The sequence below is a fragment of the Streptomyces sp. JLBG701 genome (genome assembly GCF_058544905.1).
Genome location: NZ_CM178588.1, coordinates 10,084,249 through 10,099,816, shown reverse-complemented (window position 1 = coordinate 10,099,816; position 15,568 = coordinate 10,084,249). Strand labels below are relative to the sequence as shown.

At 70.1% G+C, this 15,568-nt stretch carries 16 protein-coding genes; 3 read left to right on the top strand and 13 right to left on the bottom strand.

Going from position 1 to position 15,568, the window contains the following annotated elements; all coding sequences use genetic code 11:
- Positions 1-20: 20 nt before the first annotated feature.
- The 7 genes from AC5DRG_RS46140 to AC5DRG_RS46110 form a co-directional block, all read right to left on the bottom strand.
- Complete coding sequence (locus AC5DRG_RS46140; protein ID WP_491806258.1) at positions 21-2,468, bottom strand: hypothetical protein; 2,448 nt, start codon at positions 2,466-2,468, stop codon at positions 21-23.
- Between the two features lie 495 nt (positions 2,469-2,963).
- Positions 2,964-3,308 carry a GNAT family N-acetyltransferase gene (locus AC5DRG_RS46135; RefSeq protein WP_491806256.1) on the bottom strand — a complete coding sequence of 115 codons (345 nt, stop codon included), beginning with the start codon at positions 3,306-3,308 and terminating at the stop codon, positions 2,964-2,966.
- A 20-nt stretch (positions 3,309-3,328) separates the two neighbouring features.
- Positions 3,329-3,748: an aspartate 1-decarboxylase gene (gene panD, locus AC5DRG_RS46130; protein ID WP_491806254.1), complete on the bottom strand. Its 420-nt coding sequence runs from the start codon at positions 3,746-3,748 to the stop codon at positions 3,329-3,331.
- 120 nt (positions 3,749-3,868) lie between these two features.
- Positions 3,869-4,624, bottom strand: a complete 756-nt coding sequence (locus AC5DRG_RS46125; RefSeq protein WP_491813343.1) for an IclR family transcriptional regulator — start codon at positions 4,622-4,624, stop codon at positions 3,869-3,871.
- Between the two features lie 248 nt (positions 4,625-4,872).
- A complete protein-coding gene (gene dmpG / locus AC5DRG_RS46120) occupies positions 4,873-5,886 on the bottom strand; it encodes a 4-hydroxy-2-oxovalerate aldolase (RefSeq protein WP_491806252.1) in 1,014 nt (337 codons plus the stop codon).
- Positions 5,883-6,848, bottom strand: coding sequence for an acetaldehyde dehydrogenase (acetylating) (locus tag AC5DRG_RS46115; protein ID WP_491806250.1), 966 nt, complete (start codon positions 6,846-6,848; stop codon positions 5,883-5,885). The genes dmpG and AC5DRG_RS46115 overlap by 4 nt, the downstream gene beginning before the upstream one ends.
- On the bottom strand, positions 6,845-7,693 hold the full coding sequence (locus AC5DRG_RS46110) for a 2-keto-4-pentenoate hydratase (protein WP_491806248.1): 849 nt from the start codon (positions 7,691-7,693) through the stop codon (positions 6,845-6,847). The genes AC5DRG_RS46115 and AC5DRG_RS46110 overlap by 4 nt, the downstream gene beginning before the upstream one ends.
- A 177-nt stretch (positions 7,694-7,870) precedes the next feature.
- On the opposite strand from AC5DRG_RS46110, the gene AC5DRG_RS46105 reads away from it, so the two are divergent.
- Complete coding sequence (locus AC5DRG_RS46105; protein ID WP_491806246.1) at positions 7,871-9,478, top strand: FAD-dependent oxidoreductase; 1,608 nt, start codon at positions 7,871-7,873, stop codon at positions 9,476-9,478.
- A 67-nt stretch (positions 9,479-9,545) separates the two neighbouring features.
- On the opposite strand, the gene AC5DRG_RS46100 is transcribed toward AC5DRG_RS46105, so the two are convergent.
- Entirely contained in the window at positions 9,546-10,154 is a 609-nt protein-coding gene (locus tag AC5DRG_RS46100) for a TetR/AcrR family transcriptional regulator (protein WP_491806244.1), read from the bottom strand.
- 36 nt (positions 10,155-10,190) lie between these two features.
- A complete protein-coding gene (locus AC5DRG_RS46095) occupies positions 10,191-11,051 on the bottom strand; it encodes an alpha/beta fold hydrolase (protein WP_491806242.1) in 861 nt (286 codons plus the stop codon).
- 168 nt (positions 11,052-11,219) lie between these two features.
- Between AC5DRG_RS46095 and AC5DRG_RS46090 the strand changes: the two genes are divergently transcribed.
- Positions 11,220-12,092 (top strand): VOC family protein, encoded by an 873-nt coding sequence (locus tag AC5DRG_RS46090; RefSeq protein WP_491806241.1) that lies wholly within the window; start codon positions 11,220-11,222, stop codon positions 12,090-12,092.
- A 48-nt stretch (positions 12,093-12,140) separates the two neighbouring features.
- Here AC5DRG_RS46090 and AC5DRG_RS46085 read toward each other — a convergent pair whose 3' ends face one another.
- Genes AC5DRG_RS46085 through AC5DRG_RS46070 form a run of 4 tightly spaced genes read right to left on the bottom strand, consistent with a single transcriptional unit; the run spans position 12,141 to position 14,523 of the window.
- Positions 12,141-12,329 (bottom strand): ferredoxin, encoded by a 189-nt coding sequence (locus AC5DRG_RS46085; RefSeq protein WP_491806239.1) that lies wholly within the window; start codon positions 12,327-12,329, stop codon positions 12,141-12,143.
- Between the two features lie 13 nt (positions 12,330-12,342).
- Positions 12,343-13,155 (bottom strand): mycofactocin-coupled SDR family oxidoreductase, encoded by an 813-nt coding sequence (locus AC5DRG_RS46080; RefSeq protein ID WP_491806237.1) that lies wholly within the window; start codon positions 13,153-13,155, stop codon positions 12,343-12,345.
- A 16-nt stretch (positions 13,156-13,171) separates the two neighbouring features.
- Positions 13,172-13,381, bottom strand: coding sequence for a hypothetical protein (locus AC5DRG_RS46075; protein ID WP_491806236.1), 210 nt, complete (start codon positions 13,379-13,381; stop codon positions 13,172-13,174).
- The gene (locus tag AC5DRG_RS46070; RefSeq protein ID WP_491806234.1) at positions 13,378-14,523 is read right to left on the bottom strand and encodes an amidohydrolase family protein; all 1,146 of its coding nucleotides are present in this window, start codon (positions 14,521-14,523) and stop codon (positions 13,378-13,380) included. The genes AC5DRG_RS46075 and AC5DRG_RS46070 overlap by 4 nt, the downstream gene beginning before the upstream one ends.
- A gap of 180 nt (positions 14,524-14,703) precedes the next feature.
- Between AC5DRG_RS46070 and AC5DRG_RS46065 the strand changes: the two genes are divergently transcribed.
- A complete protein-coding gene (locus AC5DRG_RS46065; protein ID WP_491806232.1) occupies positions 14,704-15,567 on the top strand; it encodes a mycofactocin-coupled SDR family oxidoreductase in 864 nt (287 codons plus the stop codon).
- The last annotated feature ends 1 nt before the right edge of the window (position 15,568 follow it).

Here is a 15,568-nt window from a genome sequence, read left to right as displayed (position 1 = left end):
TCACCGCTCCCATGCCGCTCTCATGCCGCCGGGATGTCGAGCATCGTCGCCCCGGTCGGCGCCTCCTCCGTCAGTCCGCGCAGCAGCCTCTCCTTGACCGCCGTCAGCCGCTCGTCCGTCGTGTAGCCGCGGTGGCCCTCGATGGGCGGGAAGACCGGCTGCTCGGGGGTCCGCGCACGCAGGCCCGTCCCCTGGCCGCTCTCGGCGTCGTCGGGCCAGTGTTCGTCCACGCCGTCGACGTACACGCGACCGCCCATCGGGTCGGTGTCCCGCCACACGTTGCTCCACCCGTTGAGGCCCGCCGCACCGCCGGGGGCCAGCGCGTCGATCGAGGCGTCGCAGACGAACGCCGGGTAGTTGCGGGAGAAGTACATCCGCGCCGGGCAGCCGGTGGTCAGCAGGGCGATACGCCTGCGGTGTCCGGCGTCGAGCTGCCAGATCGCCGCGAGGACCAGGACCCCGCCCATCGAGTTGGCCCGGATCAGCACCCGCCGGTTCTCCGGCTCCAGCAACACCCGCAGCCGGTGGACGAGTTCGGGCACCGCGCGGACCGTCCAGGACGGCGGGGCGAAGGGGTGCACGGCGCGCGGCCAGAACGCGCCGAACGCCCAGGCCAGTCCGGCGTTCTGGCGCATCTCCGAGCGGATCGCCAGGGTGCGGAAGGCCAGCAGCATCAGCGCGGCGAGGCCCGCGAACAGCGGCAGGCTCATGGTCTCCAGCAACTTGGCCACGAGGTCCCACGCGTTGCGCAGGCCCGACGTGCGCACCGGGCGGACGTAGAACAGTCCGGCCACCACGACGACCATGACCGCCACGGTGCCCATGATCCAGCTCAACTGCCGAAGCAGATAGTCGTGCCGGCGCCGGGCGGCCCTCAGTTCGCTGTGGTGGCGTCGTTCGTCCGCGTCGTCGGGCTGATTCCGCAGCTCCTTGGTGAATCCGCGCACCAGCTCGGCGAGCCTGCCCAGCAGGCCGGACAACGAACGCGGCGGTCGCCGGTCCTCCGGACGCTCGGCTCCGCAGCGCGCCGTCTGCACGAACCAGACGAACGCGCAGATGAGAGCCCAGGCGACCGCGCCGAACACCAGCACCGGCGGCAGGGTCATGCCCATCACGTCCACGGGCCTGGGCAGTTCGGGCCGCCTGCCGTTCCGGGCGAGCCAGGCCCCCGCCCACAGCGAGAAGCCGGTGGTGTAGAGCCAGGCGACGAAGCAGGCGAGGACCGCCATGGCCGGCCCGGCCATGCCGAACAGCGCCATGCGGCGACGGGACTTGGGGCAGGGCAGCACCAGACAGGCCCCGGCCAGCATGCAGATGCCGAGCAGCTGAACCAGCAGCAGCGCGGTCGACTGCACCTGTATTCCGGGCAGTTCCGCGTCCGTCGTCCACGTCCGGTCGGGTACGACGCAGTACAGGACGGCGGCGGTGTTGACGACGACACAACCGAAGACGGCGAGTTTCGGGTAGCGGGTGGGCCAGATGGGAACGGCCTCCTTGCTCGCCAACTTCCGCCCGACCCACGGAAGACGGCGTGTGGCCCGGCGCAGCACGGTCATCGGCCAGGACCACTTGAGGCCGTAGAGCCAGGGTACGGAGGCCACGGTGATCACGGACATGGTCCCGATCACGGTGAACAGCACCCACCCGACCCACGCGGGGCCACCGCTCCCGTGCCCGTCCTGGGACAGCGGGGTCCAGGTGAGGAGTGCCGCGACGGTGAGCAGCCCGGCCCACACATGCTGGGCCGCTATCCCCGGGTCGCGGCGGTTGTACTCCCAGAACCCCGGCAGTTCCAGGTTGGGTGTGCCGGTGCGGGCCCGTTCCTCCTCGGCCCGGTCCGCCTCCTCCTCGGAGACGGTCTTGAGGACCGGCAGGTACTCCTGCTTGGTGTCGCGGGCCACCAATAACAGGACGAACACCACGAGGAACGGCACGATCGCCGCCACCACGAGCCCCGCTCCCGCGCCGGAGGCGTCCCAGGAGCGCAGGATTTTCACGGCCGGGTTCCCCGCGTCGCACACGTCCGCCCCGGCGTCCGGTGCGCACTGCCAGGCGTACTGGTCCATGGCCAGCTGCCCGACAGTGCCGACGACCAGGACGGTCAGGGAGAGGGCGAGCAGCCTCGCCCCGAACTCGTACATCCAGCCGGCCACGCGGCGCCCGCGGCCGTCCGCCTTGCTCGGGCGGTGCGGCTGCATCCAGGCGACGACGTTGACCAGCAGGAACGGCATCAGGAAGAGCCAGAGCGCGCGGGACGCCCCGCCGATGGTCAGCCGGGTCCAGTCGTAGACCTCGTGGTCCACCCCGAGCGTCTTGTCCAGATCGACACGGGTGCGGTAGAGCCCCGCCTTGTCGTCCCCGCTCTCCCTCCGGGTCACCATGGACCCCATCAGCAACTTGTCCCTGTCCACCGGGCCCAGTCCCGGCACCAGGAGTTCTACGACTTCCACTTTCGCGACGTCATCCATCGCGGGACCCCCGTCCCCCGTCAAACGCATCCCCTGTGGCCACATTGACAGGGACCGGGCGGTCACGCAATGGAGTTGGAGTACGAGAAAATCTCACCCTCTGTAGGGGAACCGGAGGGTGTCAGGTCAGCGGAGGCCCCGGCTCCGGGTTCGGTACCGGTTCCGGTCCCGGCGGGATCGGGGACGGGGAGGGTTCCGGGGTGGGGCGGGGGCCCGGGGTGGGGTGGGGGCCCGGGGTGGGATTCGGGCCCGGGGGCGGCGTCGGGCCCGGGGCGGGGGGCGGCTCCGGGGGGGCCGGGTCCGGGCCCGGGCCCGGGGTCGGCCCAGGAGGGACGGGGGTGGGGGTGGGGATCGGGTCGGTCATGATGTCCTCCAGCCAGTAGGTGCGTCGGCTCTGGACTCATCCCACGCCTACCCGGCCCCTGTGCCCCCACTCACCCACCGGCGTGAAGGACAAGGCCCAGGTGGACGCCGTATCGCACCTCGTCGAAGGGCTCAGAAACGCCCGGGATGCGCCACCAGCCACTCCTTCGCCGCCCGCAGCAGCTCGGGGTCGGCGACCGGAGCCTCCTCGGGGTGGCGCTCCGCCCACTTGACGACGTACGGGCACAGCGGGGCCACGGGGATTCCCTCGCGTCCGGCGATGGCGTACAGCTCGCGCGCCAGCGAGCCCGCGATGCCCTTCCCCTCGTGGGCCGGCTCCACGAGGGTGTGGACCGGGACCAGGGCGGGGGCCGGGGATTCGAGGACGAAGTACTCGATGTGGCCGACGACTTCGCCACCGCCGATGGCCTCCAGGCGGCCCGCCGCCCGGTCGTCGCGGATCTCGATGTCGCTCATGGGCACTCCTCGTCGGACGGTCAGACGGTGACGGCGTGCGGGCCGCGCTCCTGGTCCGAGCCCGGCACCGGTGCGGACGGGTCCGCGCCCAGGGCCACGATCCGGTTGTCGCGGTCCACGTGCACGACCCGGGGCACCCTCACCCGCGCCTCGGCGTCGGCCATTTGAGCGTAGCTGATGATGATCACCAGGTCGCCGGGGTGGACGAGATGGGCGGCGGCCCCGTTGATCCCGACGACGCCGCTGCCGCGTTCGCCCTCGATGACATAGGTCTCCAGACGGGCGCCGTTGGTGATGTCGACGATGTGGACCAGCTCGCCGGGCAGCAGGTCGGCGGCGTCGAGGAGTTCCGCGTCGATGGTCACCGATCCCACGTAGTGCAGGTCGGCCTGGGTGACGGTGGCGCGGTGGATCTTGGACTTGAACATGGTGCGCAGCATGGGGCGGCTCCCGGGGTCTCGGCTCCCTGCCCGCTGTCGCGGGTCAAGGGCGGGACCAGGGTACGGAAGGCGCCCCGGGGGCCGCACCGAGATCCGCGCCACAGGGCGGGGCGAGGGTGCTCAATGGAACTGCGGTACGTCCCGGCCGTACGGCTGTGGGCCGCCGAAGAGTTCCTCGGACACCACCCGCACCGCGTTGACGACCAGCGGGGCGACGAGTTCCAGGGGGGAGCGGCCGTCGCCGACGACCGAGATCGCGCCGATGGGGCCCTCGGGTCCGCGCAGGGCGAGGCCTACGCAGCCGAGGTCGGAGAAGCATTCGCCCCGGTCGATCGCGAGTCCGTTGCGGCGGCGTACGGCGCCGAGTTCCTGGTGGAGGACGTCGAGGCGGCCGATGCTGTGCGGGGTGCGGCGCTCGATCACCTGCTCGTAGCGCGCGTCGATCTCCTCCGGGCTGAGCCAGGCGAGCATGGCCTTGCCGAGCCCGGTGCAGTGCGCGACCGCCCGTCCGCCGACCCTGGAGGGGATGTCGACGGCCGCCCGGCCGCCCACCTTGTCGAGGTAGTAGATCTCGGGCCCGTCGAGCACGGCGAGGTGGACGACCATCTTCGTCCTGACGGCCAGGTCGAGGAGTTGGGGTGCGGCAGCGGCACGCAGTGCGCTGTGTCCTATCTCCCGCCCGCCCAGGCCCAGTGCCCTGGGTCCCAGCGTGTATCCGGCCACCGTGTGGTCGAGCCAGTCGAGCCGGACCAGTTGGTCGAGGATCCGATGGGTCGTCGAGCGCGGCAACCGGGTGCGGCGGGAGACCGTTTCGAGGGTGAGGTGGGTCTGCGGACGCTCGAAGAGGTCCATGATCCGCGTCACGCGCTCCATCATCGACGGAGGCAGTACCTGGTGCTCGACCTCGGGTCGCGGGCTCAGGCGAAGGGCAGACGTCATCGTCGGTGCCTCTCTGCTCAAACTGAAATCAATTCTAGTTCGGCGCCGGCGTCAACGTACCAACGCCTCAGGTCGCGGACCAAGAGTCGTGCACGGGTTAATTGAAACGGTCGGTCTACTGGCTCATGAACGAAGCCGCTCCCCGGGCGGCACTGCCCGGGGAGCGGCTTCGCGGTAAGGGTCGATCAGTTGTGGGTGAGGTCCAGGGCGATGTCCACGATCATGTCCTCCTGACCCCCGACCAGCCCGCGCCTGCCGACCTCCTGCAGGATGGTCCGCGCGTCGAGGCCGTACTGCCGGGCCGCCGTCTCGGCGTGGCGCAGGAAGCTGGAGTAGGCGCCGGCGTAGCCCAGGGTGAGGGTCTCCCGGTCGACGCGCACCGGCCGGTCCTGGAGCGGGCGGACCAGGTCCTCGGCGGCGTCCTGAAGGGCGAACAGATCGCAGTCGTGCTTCCAGCCCTGGAGGTTGGCGACGGCGATGAACGGCTCGATCGGGCAGTTCCCCGCGCCCGCGCCCTGTCCCGCGAGAGACGCGTCGACCCGGGTGACGCCCTCCTCCACCGCCACCACCGAGTTCGCCACCGAGAGGGAGAGGTTCTCGTGCGCGTGGATGCCGATCTGCGTCTCCGGGTCGAGCACGTCCCGGTAGGCGCGGATGCGGTCGCGTACCCCGTCCATGGTGAGCCGGCCTCCGGAGTCGGTGACGTACACGCAGTGCGCGCCGTACGACTCCATCAGCTTCGCCTGCTCGGCGAGGACCTCCGGGGGCGCCATGTGGGCCATCATCAGGAACCCCGAGACGTCCATGCCCAGTTCGCGGGCCGTGGAGATGTGCTGGGCCGAGACATCCGCCTCCGTGCAGTGGGTGGCGATGCGTACCGAGCGGACCCCAAGGGCGTAGGCCCGCTCGAGTTCGACGATCGTGCCGATGCCGGGCAGGAGGAGGGAGGTGAGGGTCGCGCGCTCGATGGCGTCCGCGGCTGCCTCGATCCACTCCCAGTCGGTGTTGCTGCCCGGCCCGTAGTTGAGGCTGCCGCCGGCCAGACCGTCGCCGTGGGCGACCTCGATCGCGTCCACGCCCGCCTCGTCGAGTGCCTTGGAGATCTTCGCCACGAACTCGGGTGTGATCCGGTGCCGGATGGCGTGCATGCCGTCCCGGAGGGTGACGTCCTGCACGTAGAGCCTGCGGGTGGCGGTCACTTGGTCACCTCGGAGGAGAATCGCTGGGCGATGCGCTCGGCGACACGCAGGGCGGCCGAGGTCATGATGTCGAGATTGCCGGCGTAGGCGGGCAGGTAGTGTGCGGCGCCCTCGACTTCGAGGAAGACGGAGACCTTGGTGGTCGCCTGTGAGACGTCGCCGTCGTCGGACAGCAGTGTGTGGACCGGGTCCCCGGCGGGGACCGGTGTGAACTGGACCTGCTGCTTGAGCCGGTAGCCGGGCACGTACTCGGCGACCGCGGCCACCATCTCCTCGACGGAGGCCCGGATCGCGTCGTGGTCCGCCTCGCCGATCAGGCAGTACACCGTGTCCCGCATGATGAGCGGCGGTTCGGCCGGGTTCAGGACGATGATCGCCTTGCCCCGCCGGGCGCCGCCCACCTTCTCGATCGCCCCGGACGTGGTCTCGGTGAACTCGTCGATGTTGGCCCTGGTACCGGGTCCGGCCGACTTGGACGCGATCGAGGCGACGATCTCGGCGTAGGGCACGGGGGTGACGCGGCTGACGGCGTGGACGATCGGGATCGTCGCCTGTCCTCCGCAGGTGACCATGTTGAGGTTGTCGACAGCGTTGTCGGCGGCGTTCAGATGCTCGTCCAGGTTCACCGGCGGCACGACGTAGGGGCCGATGGCCGCCGGAGTGAGGTCGACGAGGCGTTTGCCGTACGGGGCGAGGCGTTTGGCGTTCTCGACGTGCGCCTTCGCGGACGTGGCATCGAAGACGATGGCGATGTCGTCGAAGCCGTCCATGCGGATCAGGCCCTCCACGCCCTCGTGGGTGGTGGGAACCTTCAGGCGTGCGGCGCGCGCCAGTCCGTCCGAGTCCGGGTCGATGCCCACCATCGCGGCCATCTCCAGGGTGTCGGACAGCCGCAACACCTTGATCATCAGGTCGGTTCCGATGTTTCCGGAGCCGATCACGGCCACTTTGGTCTTCGTCATCCTTGGTCCTTAGATTGCATGGGGTCCTTGGGTGAGAACGTCGCGGTCACCGTGCCGAGGCCCGACATCTCGGCCCGTACGGTGACTCCTGGCGGGGTGGGGACGAGTGGACCCAGGGCGCCCGACAGCACCACCTGACCGGCGCGCAGCGGTTCGCCGAACTCGCGGGCGGTGCGGGCCAGCCACAGCAACGCCGCGAGGGGGTCGCCCAGGCAGGCGGCGCCGGTGCCTTCGGAGGCCGGCTCGCCGTCGGCGTACAGGCGCATCGTGACGTCCCGGGGTTCGAACTCCCCCAGTCCGACCCGGGTTTGGCCGAGGACGAACAGGCCGCTGGACGCGTTGTCGGCGACCGTGTCGGTGATCGCGATGTCCCAGTCGGCCACGCGGCTGTCCACGATCTCCAGCGCCGCAACGGCGTATCCGACGGCTGCCCTGACCCTCTCGATGTCGATGCCGTCGGCGTCGAGGTCCGAGGCGAGGACGAACGCGATCTCCGCCTCGACCTTGGGCTGGAGCAGGCGCTCGCTGGGCACTTCCGGCAGTTCGGTGACGTCCATGTCGTCGAGCAGCACCCCGAAGTCGGGCCGGTCGACGCCGACTTGCTTCTGCACGGACGGGGAGGTCAGCCCGATCTTGCGGCCGACGACCCGTGCCCCGCCGGCGATCCGGTCGGCCACGATCCGTTGCTGGACGGCGTAGGCGAGGCTGATGTCGGTCGGGCCGAGCAGGTCCCGCACGGGCGCGCACGGCCGCCGGTCGCGTGCGGCCCGGGCGAGTCGTGCGGCCGCCTCGGCCACGGCCGTTTCACGGTTCGCGACGGCTGTCGGTTCCCATACGTCTGTCATTCGCATCCTCAACTCGTGATGCCCTCCAGCCTGATCGTCGGCGGCGGCCCGGACCTGCAGCCGTTCCGCTCACCGGGACTGGGACGCCTGGTCTCGGTGAGCGAGATGTCCGGCCGGTGGCCGTGCGGTGGCTCGTTACCGTCGTCGGCGACTTGCCGGTCGGTTGAGGAGGGCGTGATGACCATCAACGAGGATGCCTACGACGTCATCGTCGTGGGGTCGGGCGGAGGCCTGGTCGGGGCCTACGTGGCGGCGTCGCGTGGCTTGCGCACGCTCGTCATCGAGAAGACGGACCGCGTGGGCGGCACGACCGCCTACTCCGGTGCCGGGCTGTGGTTTCCGGGCTCCGCGCCCATGCGCCGGGCCGGACTCGACGAGAGCGTCGAGGACGCCAGGACGTACCTGCGCAACACCGTCGACGACGACTCCCGGGAGCCACTCCAGGACGCCTATCTGCGGGCCGGCGCCCAGGTGATCGACGAGCTCGAAAAGAACCCGTGGTTCCAGTCGTTCGTGCACCTCCCGGTGCCGGACTACTATCCGTCGGTCGCCGGCTCATCCCCCTCGGGGCACACCATCTTCCCGCCGCAGGTCACCGTCGCCGAGCTCGGAGAACATGCTCCGCTGGTCCGCTCCTGCCTGCCCACCCAGCGGTGGGGCCACGAGGAGGGCCCGGTCCTCAGCGGAGGCCGCGCGTTGATCGGCAGGACTCTGGCGGCGTTCCTGGAGACGGGGCACGGTTCGCTCCACCTCAACACCGCGCTGGAGAGCCTCGTCGTCGAGGACGGCAGGGTCGTCGGCGTGGAGGCGGTGAGCGACGGCGAACGGGTCACGTTCCGTGCCACCGGCGGTGTGGTCCTCGCGGCCGGCGGCTTCGAGCGCAACCGCGAGCTGCGCGAGAAGTACCAGCCGGTGCCGGAACGCGGCAGCGAGTGGACCCACGGCGCCCCGGGCAACACGGGCGACGCGCTCCAGGCCGGCATCGCGATCGGTGCCGCCACCGACCTGCTCGACGCCGCCTGGTTCACGCCCGGACTCGTGTGGCCGGACGGTCTCCCGCTCTTCCACACGGGCACCCGGGGCGGGATCTGGGTCAACGCCGCGGGCGAACGCTTCGTCAACGAGACCCGTCCCTACGACCAGGCCGGGCGCGAGATCGTCCGCCTGCACGCGACCACAGGCGTCTCGCACATCCCCGCCCACTGGATCATCGACCAGCGCCAGCTCGACCGGGACAGCTTCGGCGGCCCCTACGACCAGCCGGTGCGGCCGGAGTGGTTCGAGTCGGGCGCCCTGAAGAAGGCCGACACCCTTGAGGAACTGGCCAAGCTGATCGACGTACCGCTGGAAGCCCTGCGCCAGACCATCGAGGAGTTCAACGGCTACGCGCGGACCGGGGTCGACGAGAAGTTCCACCGCGGCGAGACACCCTGGGACCAGATGGCCCAGTACGTCCTGGGTTTCCCCGCCCTGCCCGAGCTGAACTACCCGGCACCGCCGGCCACGACCGACTGGCCCAACCCGCTGCTGCCCCCGCTCGACACCCCGCCGTACTACGTCGCGACCATCCTCCCGGCTGACATCGGCACCAAGGGCGGCCTGAAGATCGACGAGCACGCCCGGGTGCTGCGCCCGGACGGCGGTCCGATCGAGGGGCTCTACGCGGCCGGCAACACCGCGGCCGCGATGACGGGACGCGTGTACCCGGGTGCGGGCGCCCCCATCGGTTCGAGTGTCGCGTTCTCGTACCTGGCGGTGCTGGACATCGCGGGCGCGACGGACTGACCGGCCACACGCCAAGTGCCCGGGACACCAAGGGTGTTCCGGGCACTCGCATGACGTCCTGAGGCGCTTACGGCGTGAGGAGCAGTCGCGCGGCGAGGCGCAGGTTGGCCTCTGCCTCCGCGTGGGAGATCTCCTCGGTGAGCATCGCCACGAACAGGCCCCACCAGCCGTAGATGAGCAGGCGCACCCTGCTTCGGTCGGTCTCCGAGGCCTCGCGGACACCGAGCAGGCGCAGGATGCTCTGTCCCAGGGCGCTGTCGACGATGTCCATGCGGGCAGGGACGACGCTGGCGTATTCGGTGAACGACGACAGTGCCACCGCCGAGGCGAGCAGGGGGCTGTCCAGCAGTTTGACGCTCAGCATGATGAGCATGTCCGCCACCTCGGCCGCCGCGTCCGCTTCCTCACCGACGTCGACGGTGATGTCGCGGCCACCGAGGAACTGCTCGATGTGCCATTCGAGGACGGCCATGAAGAGGTAGGGCTTGGACGGGAAGTAGCGGTACAGCGTGGCGATGGCCACGCCTGCCTCCTTGGCCACGTCGTGCATCTGCACGCTGGCCAGCCCCTCGCGCGCGCCCAGTTCGGAGGCGGCGCTCAGGATGCGGACGCGGCGGGCGATCTGGCCCCTCGACACGGGGGCGGCCGGTTGCCGTCCCTCAGCGGGTCTGGCCATGTCGCCCCCCATGTCGTCCGGTGCTCCCGTCGACGGTCAGGACGCCTCGGGGCGGGTCAGGAAGGCCAGCACCGCGCTCTCCCAGGCCGCCTTCTGTTCGATCATCGCCCAGTGTCCGCAGTCGGGCAGCACATGCAGTTCGGCCTTGGGAATTGTACGCATCGGCAGCAGCGCGCTCTCCAGCGGCGTGACCCGGTCGTCCCGGCCCCAGGTGAGCAGGGTGGGCGCGGTGATCTTGTGGAGCGCGGCCCACAGAGGCTGGTCGGAGTGCGCCTGCGCGGCCTGCATGGCGGCCATGGCCTGCCGGCCGTAGATGCGGCGGGACGCCTCCAGCGTCGCGGGCTCGGTCGCTGTCTGCCACCGCTCCTCGATCAGTTCCTCGGTGAGGAGGGCCGGGTCGTGGACCATCGACCTCAGCCATTGGACGAGGTTCTCCCGGGTCGGGTTCTCGGCGAACTCCACCAGCAGGTTGAGGCCCTCGCTGGGGCCCGGCGACAGGATGTTGCGGCCCACGCCGCCGATCGTGACGACCCTGCGGAACAGGTCCTTGTTGGCGACGGCGAGACCTACGGCGACGAAGCCGCCCATGGAGTTCCCGACGACGTCGACGCGGTCGAGTCCGAGGCCGTCGAGGAAGCGCAGGACGGCCTTCGGGGCGGCCATCATCGGGTTCTCGTCGGTGGGGTCGCTCACCCCGAAGCCGGGGAACTCCAGGGCGAGGCAGCGGAAGTGCTGGGCGAACACGGGGAGGTTAACCCGGTAGTTGCGCCAGCCGGTCACGCCCGGACCGGAGCCGTGCAACAGGAGCAGGGGCGGCCCGTCGCCCGCCTCGTGGTAGCGCAACGTGCCCTCGTCGGTGTGCAGTTCGCGCAGGGTGTCCTCAGCGGTGAGTTTCATGGCGGTGCGTGGCCTCCGGTCGAAGGGTGACAGGCGTCTGTCACCGTGCCACCGGGCCGCGGCGGGGCGCCGCTCTCCTCCCGATCAGTGGGACGGTCCCGTCCTCGGGCCCGCCGGGCTGATTAGCGTCGAGTGGCAAGGACTTGACCACGGTGATTGGAGAGCCCGATGGGTGTGCGCTCACTCGGCTACTTGAGGCTGGAGTCCAGTGACATCGAGAAGTGGAAGCAGTTCGGGGGCGATTTCCTCGGCCTGATGCCTGCCGGGGGCGGCGATCCGGAGTCCCTGTACTTCCGGATGGACGACTATCCGGCCCGTATCGTGGTCTCTCCCGGTTCCCAGACCGGAATGACCGCGCTGGGCTTCGAGGTCCTCGACGAGCGGGAACTCGCGAAGCTCGTCGCGGACGTGGAGAAGACCGGCATCAAGGTGACCGCCGGCACCGAGGCCGAGGCCGCGGAACGCAAGGTCACCGGCTTCGTCAAGTTCAACGACCCGGGCGGCAACCCGGTCGAGCTGTTCTACGGCACCGTCCTCGACCATGTGCCCGTCCACACGCCCCTGGTCTCGAAGTTCGTGACCGGCGACATGGGCTTCGGACACGCCATCGTCTCCGCCGAGGACGCGCGGGGCACCTTCGACTTCTACGTCAACGTCCTCGGCTTCATCGAGCGCAACACGATGCGCTCGCCGGGCGGCACGACCTGGTTCATGGGCTGCAACCCCCGTCACCACACCCTCGGCGTCACCCCGATGCCGGGTCCCGGGCGGCTGCTGCACTTCATGGTCGAGGGCGCGACGCTGGACGACGTGGGGCGCGCCCTGGACCGGGCCGCGAAGTACGAGGTCCCGATGATGCACACGCTCGGCAAGCACACCAACGACCACATGGTGTCGTTCTATGTGTGGTCGCCGGAGAACTACGCCGTCGAGTTCGGCTGGAACGGTCTCAAGGTTCCCGAGCCCGTGCCCGTCTACGAGATCACCGACGGCGCGTTCTGGGGCCACCACTTCACTCCGCCGCCGATGCCGGCGGGCTGAGCCGCCCCGACATGAGCCCCACGGTCGCGGGCCGTGGGGCTTCTCGCGTCACTCGACGGTGATGGCCCGTTCGGGGCAGGCCCGCTCACCGTCGCGGGCCGCCTGTTCGAGGCCGGGCGGCAGCTCGCCGTCGAGGGGCAGGGCGTAGCCGTCGTCGTCGAGCCGGAAGACTTCGGGCGCCGCCGCGGCACAGCGCGCGTGCCCGGAGCACAGGGCCGGGTCGATCGTGATCTTCATGGACGTCTCCGTTCTACGGCTTGTTCGTCGAGCCGGCGTCGACGGTGAACTGCAGGCCCGTGACATAGCGCGCCTCGTCCGAGGCGAGGAACAGGACGGCGTTCGAGACGTCGCGCGGCTCGACGTACGGGGCCAGGGGGTTCATCGCGGCGAGCGCGAACAGCGGCTCCCGCTCGGCGAGTTCCTCGATGGGCACGCCGACGGTGATGCCCGTGTCGCTGACGCCGGTGGGGTGGACGGTGTTCACCCGGATCCGGTGGGGGGCGAGTTCGTTGGAGAGCGCCTTCATCAGGCCGACCACGCCGTGCTTACTGGCCACATAGTGGGCGTACGGCACATGGCCGCGGATGCCGGCGGCCGAGCTGGTGATGATGACGGAGCCGCCCTGTCCGGCCTCGATCATCCCGGGGATCGCGGCCCGCGCCGTGTTCCAGGCGCCCTTGAGGTTGACGTCCATGACGACGTCCCAGGCCTCCTCGGACAGTTCCCAGGCGGCTCCGATACTCATCACGCCGGCGTTCGCCACCACCACGTCGAGCCGCCCGAACTCCTCTCGCGCCGCGTCGACGGCGACCCGGACCTCGGCCACCGAGCGGACGTCGGCCTGGACGGCGACGCAGCGCCGGCCCGTCGCCCGCACCAACTCGGCGGTCTCCTGGAGCTCTTCCTTCGACGCGAGCGCGTAGGGCAACTCGTCGCTGATGTCGTGGCACACGTCGGTGGCGACGATGTCCGCGCCCTCCTCCGCGAGCCGCACGGCATGGGAGCGGCCCTGCCCGCGAGCCGCTCCCGTGACGAGTGCCACCTTGCCTTCCACACGCCCCATGCCAACTCCGGTTCGTTCAGCGGACATTCAGATCCTCGGCGGCCTCGCGAAGGGCCCGCAGCCGCGTGACGAGCAGCTCGCGCTCGGCCTCGTCGTCGGTCCCGAGCTCGGCGAGCCGTCCGGCCGTGTCGGCGATCTCCTCCTGGAGCCGGCCGTAGGCCTCGTCGCGGGTCAGCAGGTCGAGGTCGGTCCAGTCGGACCGCTCGGACTCCGGGCGCCCGCTCATGCGGGGAGGTTGTAGAGGCGGCGGGTGTTCAGTTCCACGATCTGGTGCACCTCGTCGTCCGGTACGTCGGCGAGGACCTCGGCGGCGTAGGCGCGGCTCTTGGGCCAGTACGAGTCGGAGTGCGGGTAGTCGCACTCCCAGGTGATCTTGTCGATGCCGATGTGGTGGCGTACCTCCACGCCGAACCGGTCGTCGATGAAGCAGCCGTGGATGTGCCGGTGGAACAGCTCCGAGGGCCGCACGCTCTGGTTGACGTTCTGGTAGAAGCGGTGCCGTTCCCAGGTTCCGTCGATCCGCTCCAGCAGATAGGGAATCCAGCCGATCCCGCCCTCGGACAGCCCCACCTTGAGGTCGGGGTGCTTGTGGAACACCGGGGAGAACAGCAGGTCGGCGGTGGCGTACATCGAGTTGCAGCCGAACAGGGCGATGGTGACCGCGAACGGTGCCTCCGGGGCGGTCTTCGGTGCCGAGCCGGAGGTGCCGAAGTGCAGGCACAGGGGCATGCCGGTCTCCTCGGCCGCCGTGAACACCGGGTCCCAGTGGTCGGTGTGGAAGGAGGGCAGGCCCAGCGGGGCCGGGTTCTCCGGGAACGAGATCGCCTTGGCGCCCTTGGCCGCCGTACGCCGGATCTCGGCCGCGCAGGCCTCCACGTCCCACAGCGGCAGGATGATCAGCGGGATGAGCCGGCCGGGGGCGGTGGCGCACCACTCGTCGAGCACGAAGTCGTTCCACGCCCGCACGCACAGCAGGGCGAGTTCGCGGTCCTTGCCGTCCAGGAACACCGTGCCGGCGAAGCGCGGGAAGGACGGGAAGCACAGGGCGCCCCACACGCCGTCCAGGTCCATGTCGCGCAGCCGGGCCTTCGGGTCGTAGCAGCCCGGGATCATCTCGTCGTAGCGCGTGGGTTCGAGGCCGAACTCCTCGGGTGACTTGCCCGCCACGGCGTTCAGGCCGATGTACGGGTAGATGCGGCCCTCGTAGTCCCAGACCTCCGCCGGTGCCGCGCCCTCGCCGCGTGGCTGTTCCACGATCCGTGGTCCCACGTCCCGGTATTTGGCCGGCAGACGGTCCGCCCACAGGCGAGCGGGCTCTATCAGGTGGTCGTCGGTCGACAGCAACTTCATCCATGGCTGCAATGGCATCGATGCGCTCCCTCGATCTCATGAACTCTCTAGCACCGGCCGAATTGTGTGCACTGATCGCGTCCCACTGAGCGGAAACCGACCACCGGCTCCCGGACTTCACACCGATCATGGATCGCGAGCAGCCTCATCGGACACTATTCAGGCTACTCTTTTATCTCCGGCGGAAGGAGCCCCACGATGGGTCGAGTGCAGGACAAAGTCGTCTTCATCACCGGAGCCGCACGCGGACAGGGTCGCGCGCACGCGCTCCGGCTCGCCGCGGAGGGCGCCGACATCATCGCCGTCGACCTGTGCGAGGACATCGCCACCAACGCGTATCCGCTGGCCACCCAGGACGACCTGGACGAGACCGTGCGGCAGGTCGAGAAGCTGGGGCGGCGCATCGTGGCGCGCAAGGCCGACGTACGCGATCCGGCCGCGGTCAAGGCGGCCGTGGCCGACGGGGTGGCCGAGTTCGGGCGGCTCGACGCCGTCGTCGCGCAGGCCGGTATCGCCCCGCTGGGGCCCCGGCAGGGCATCCAGGCCTTCATCGACGCCGTCACCGTCGACTTCAACGGTGTCGTCCACGCCGTCGAGGCCGCGCTGCCGCATCTGCCCGACGGGGGCTCGATCGTGGCGACCGGGTCCATCGCGGCCCTGACCCCGGCGAGCGTCGACAATCCGGCCAACGGCCCCGGAGGGCTCGGCTACTCCTTCGCCAAGCGTCAAGTCGCCGCTTTCGTCCACGACTTGGCGACCGTGCTGCTGTCCCGGCGGATCCGGGTCAACGCGCTGCACCCCACCAACGTCAACACGGACATGCTCAACAGCGACATCATGTACCGGTCGTTCAGGCCCGACCTCGACAACCCGACCCGTGAGGACGCCCTGGTCTCGTTCCCCGCGACGACCGGTATGGGAATTCCCTACGTCGAGCCCGAGGACGTCTCCGACATGGTGCTCTTCCTCGTCTCCGACGAGTCCCGTTATGTCACCGGCATGCAGATGCGGGTCGACGCCGGCGGATACGTCAAAAAGCGGCCCCAACTGCCCACGTTCTGAC

Excerpts from the sequence above, each read along its gene's own strand:
- AC5DRG_RS46115 (WP_491806250.1), bottom strand. The coding sequence starts at position 6,848 with ATGACGAAGACCAAAGTGGCCGTGATCGGCTCCGGAAACATCGGAACC.
- AC5DRG_RS46100 (WP_491806244.1), bottom strand. The coding sequence starts at position 10,154 with ATGGCCAGACCCGCTGAGGGACGGCAACCGGCCGCCCCCGTGTCGAGG.
- AC5DRG_RS46105 (WP_491806246.1), top strand. The coding sequence starts at position 7,871 with ATGACCATCAACGAGGATGCCTACGACGTCATCGTCGTGGGGTCGGGC.
- AC5DRG_RS46125 (WP_491813343.1), bottom strand. The coding sequence starts at position 4,624 with ATGATGGAGCGCGTGACGCGGATCATGGACCTCTTCGAGCGTCCGCAG.
- AC5DRG_RS46135 (WP_491806256.1), bottom strand. The coding sequence starts at position 3,308 with ATGAGCGACATCGAGATCCGCGACGACCGGGCGGCGGGCCGCCTGGAG.
- panD (WP_491806254.1), bottom strand. The coding sequence starts at position 3,748 with ATGCTGCGCACCATGTTCAAGTCCAAGATCCACCGCGCCACCGTCACC.
- AC5DRG_RS46085 (WP_491806239.1), bottom strand. The coding sequence starts at position 12,329 with ATGAAGATCACGATCGACCCGGCCCTGTGCTCCGGGCACGCGCGCTGT.
- AC5DRG_RS46095 (WP_491806242.1), bottom strand. The coding sequence starts at position 11,051 with ATGAAACTCACCGCTGAGGACACCCTGCGCGAACTGCACACCGACGAG.
- AC5DRG_RS46065 (WP_491806232.1), top strand. The coding sequence starts at position 14,704 with ATGGGTCGAGTGCAGGACAAAGTCGTCTTCATCACCGGAGCCGCACGC.
- AC5DRG_RS46090 (WP_491806241.1), top strand. The coding sequence starts at position 11,220 with ATGGGTGTGCGCTCACTCGGCTACTTGAGGCTGGAGTCCAGTGACATC.
- AC5DRG_RS46110 (WP_491806248.1), bottom strand. The coding sequence starts at position 7,693 with ATGACAGACGTATGGGAACCGACAGCCGTCGCGAACCGTGAAACGGCC.
- AC5DRG_RS46075 (WP_491806236.1), bottom strand. The coding sequence starts at position 13,381 with ATGAGCGGGCGCCCGGAGTCCGAGCGGTCCGACTGGACCGACCTCGAC.
- AC5DRG_RS46140 (WP_491806258.1), bottom strand. The coding sequence starts at position 2,468 with ATGGATGACGTCGCGAAAGTGGAAGTCGTAGAACTCCTGGTGCCGGGA.
- AC5DRG_RS46080 (WP_491806237.1), bottom strand. The coding sequence starts at position 13,155 with ATGGGGCGTGTGGAAGGCAAGGTGGCACTCGTCACGGGAGCGGCTCGC.
- AC5DRG_RS46070 (WP_491806234.1), bottom strand. The coding sequence starts at position 14,523 with ATGCCATTGCAGCCATGGATGAAGTTGCTGTCGACCGACGACCACCTG.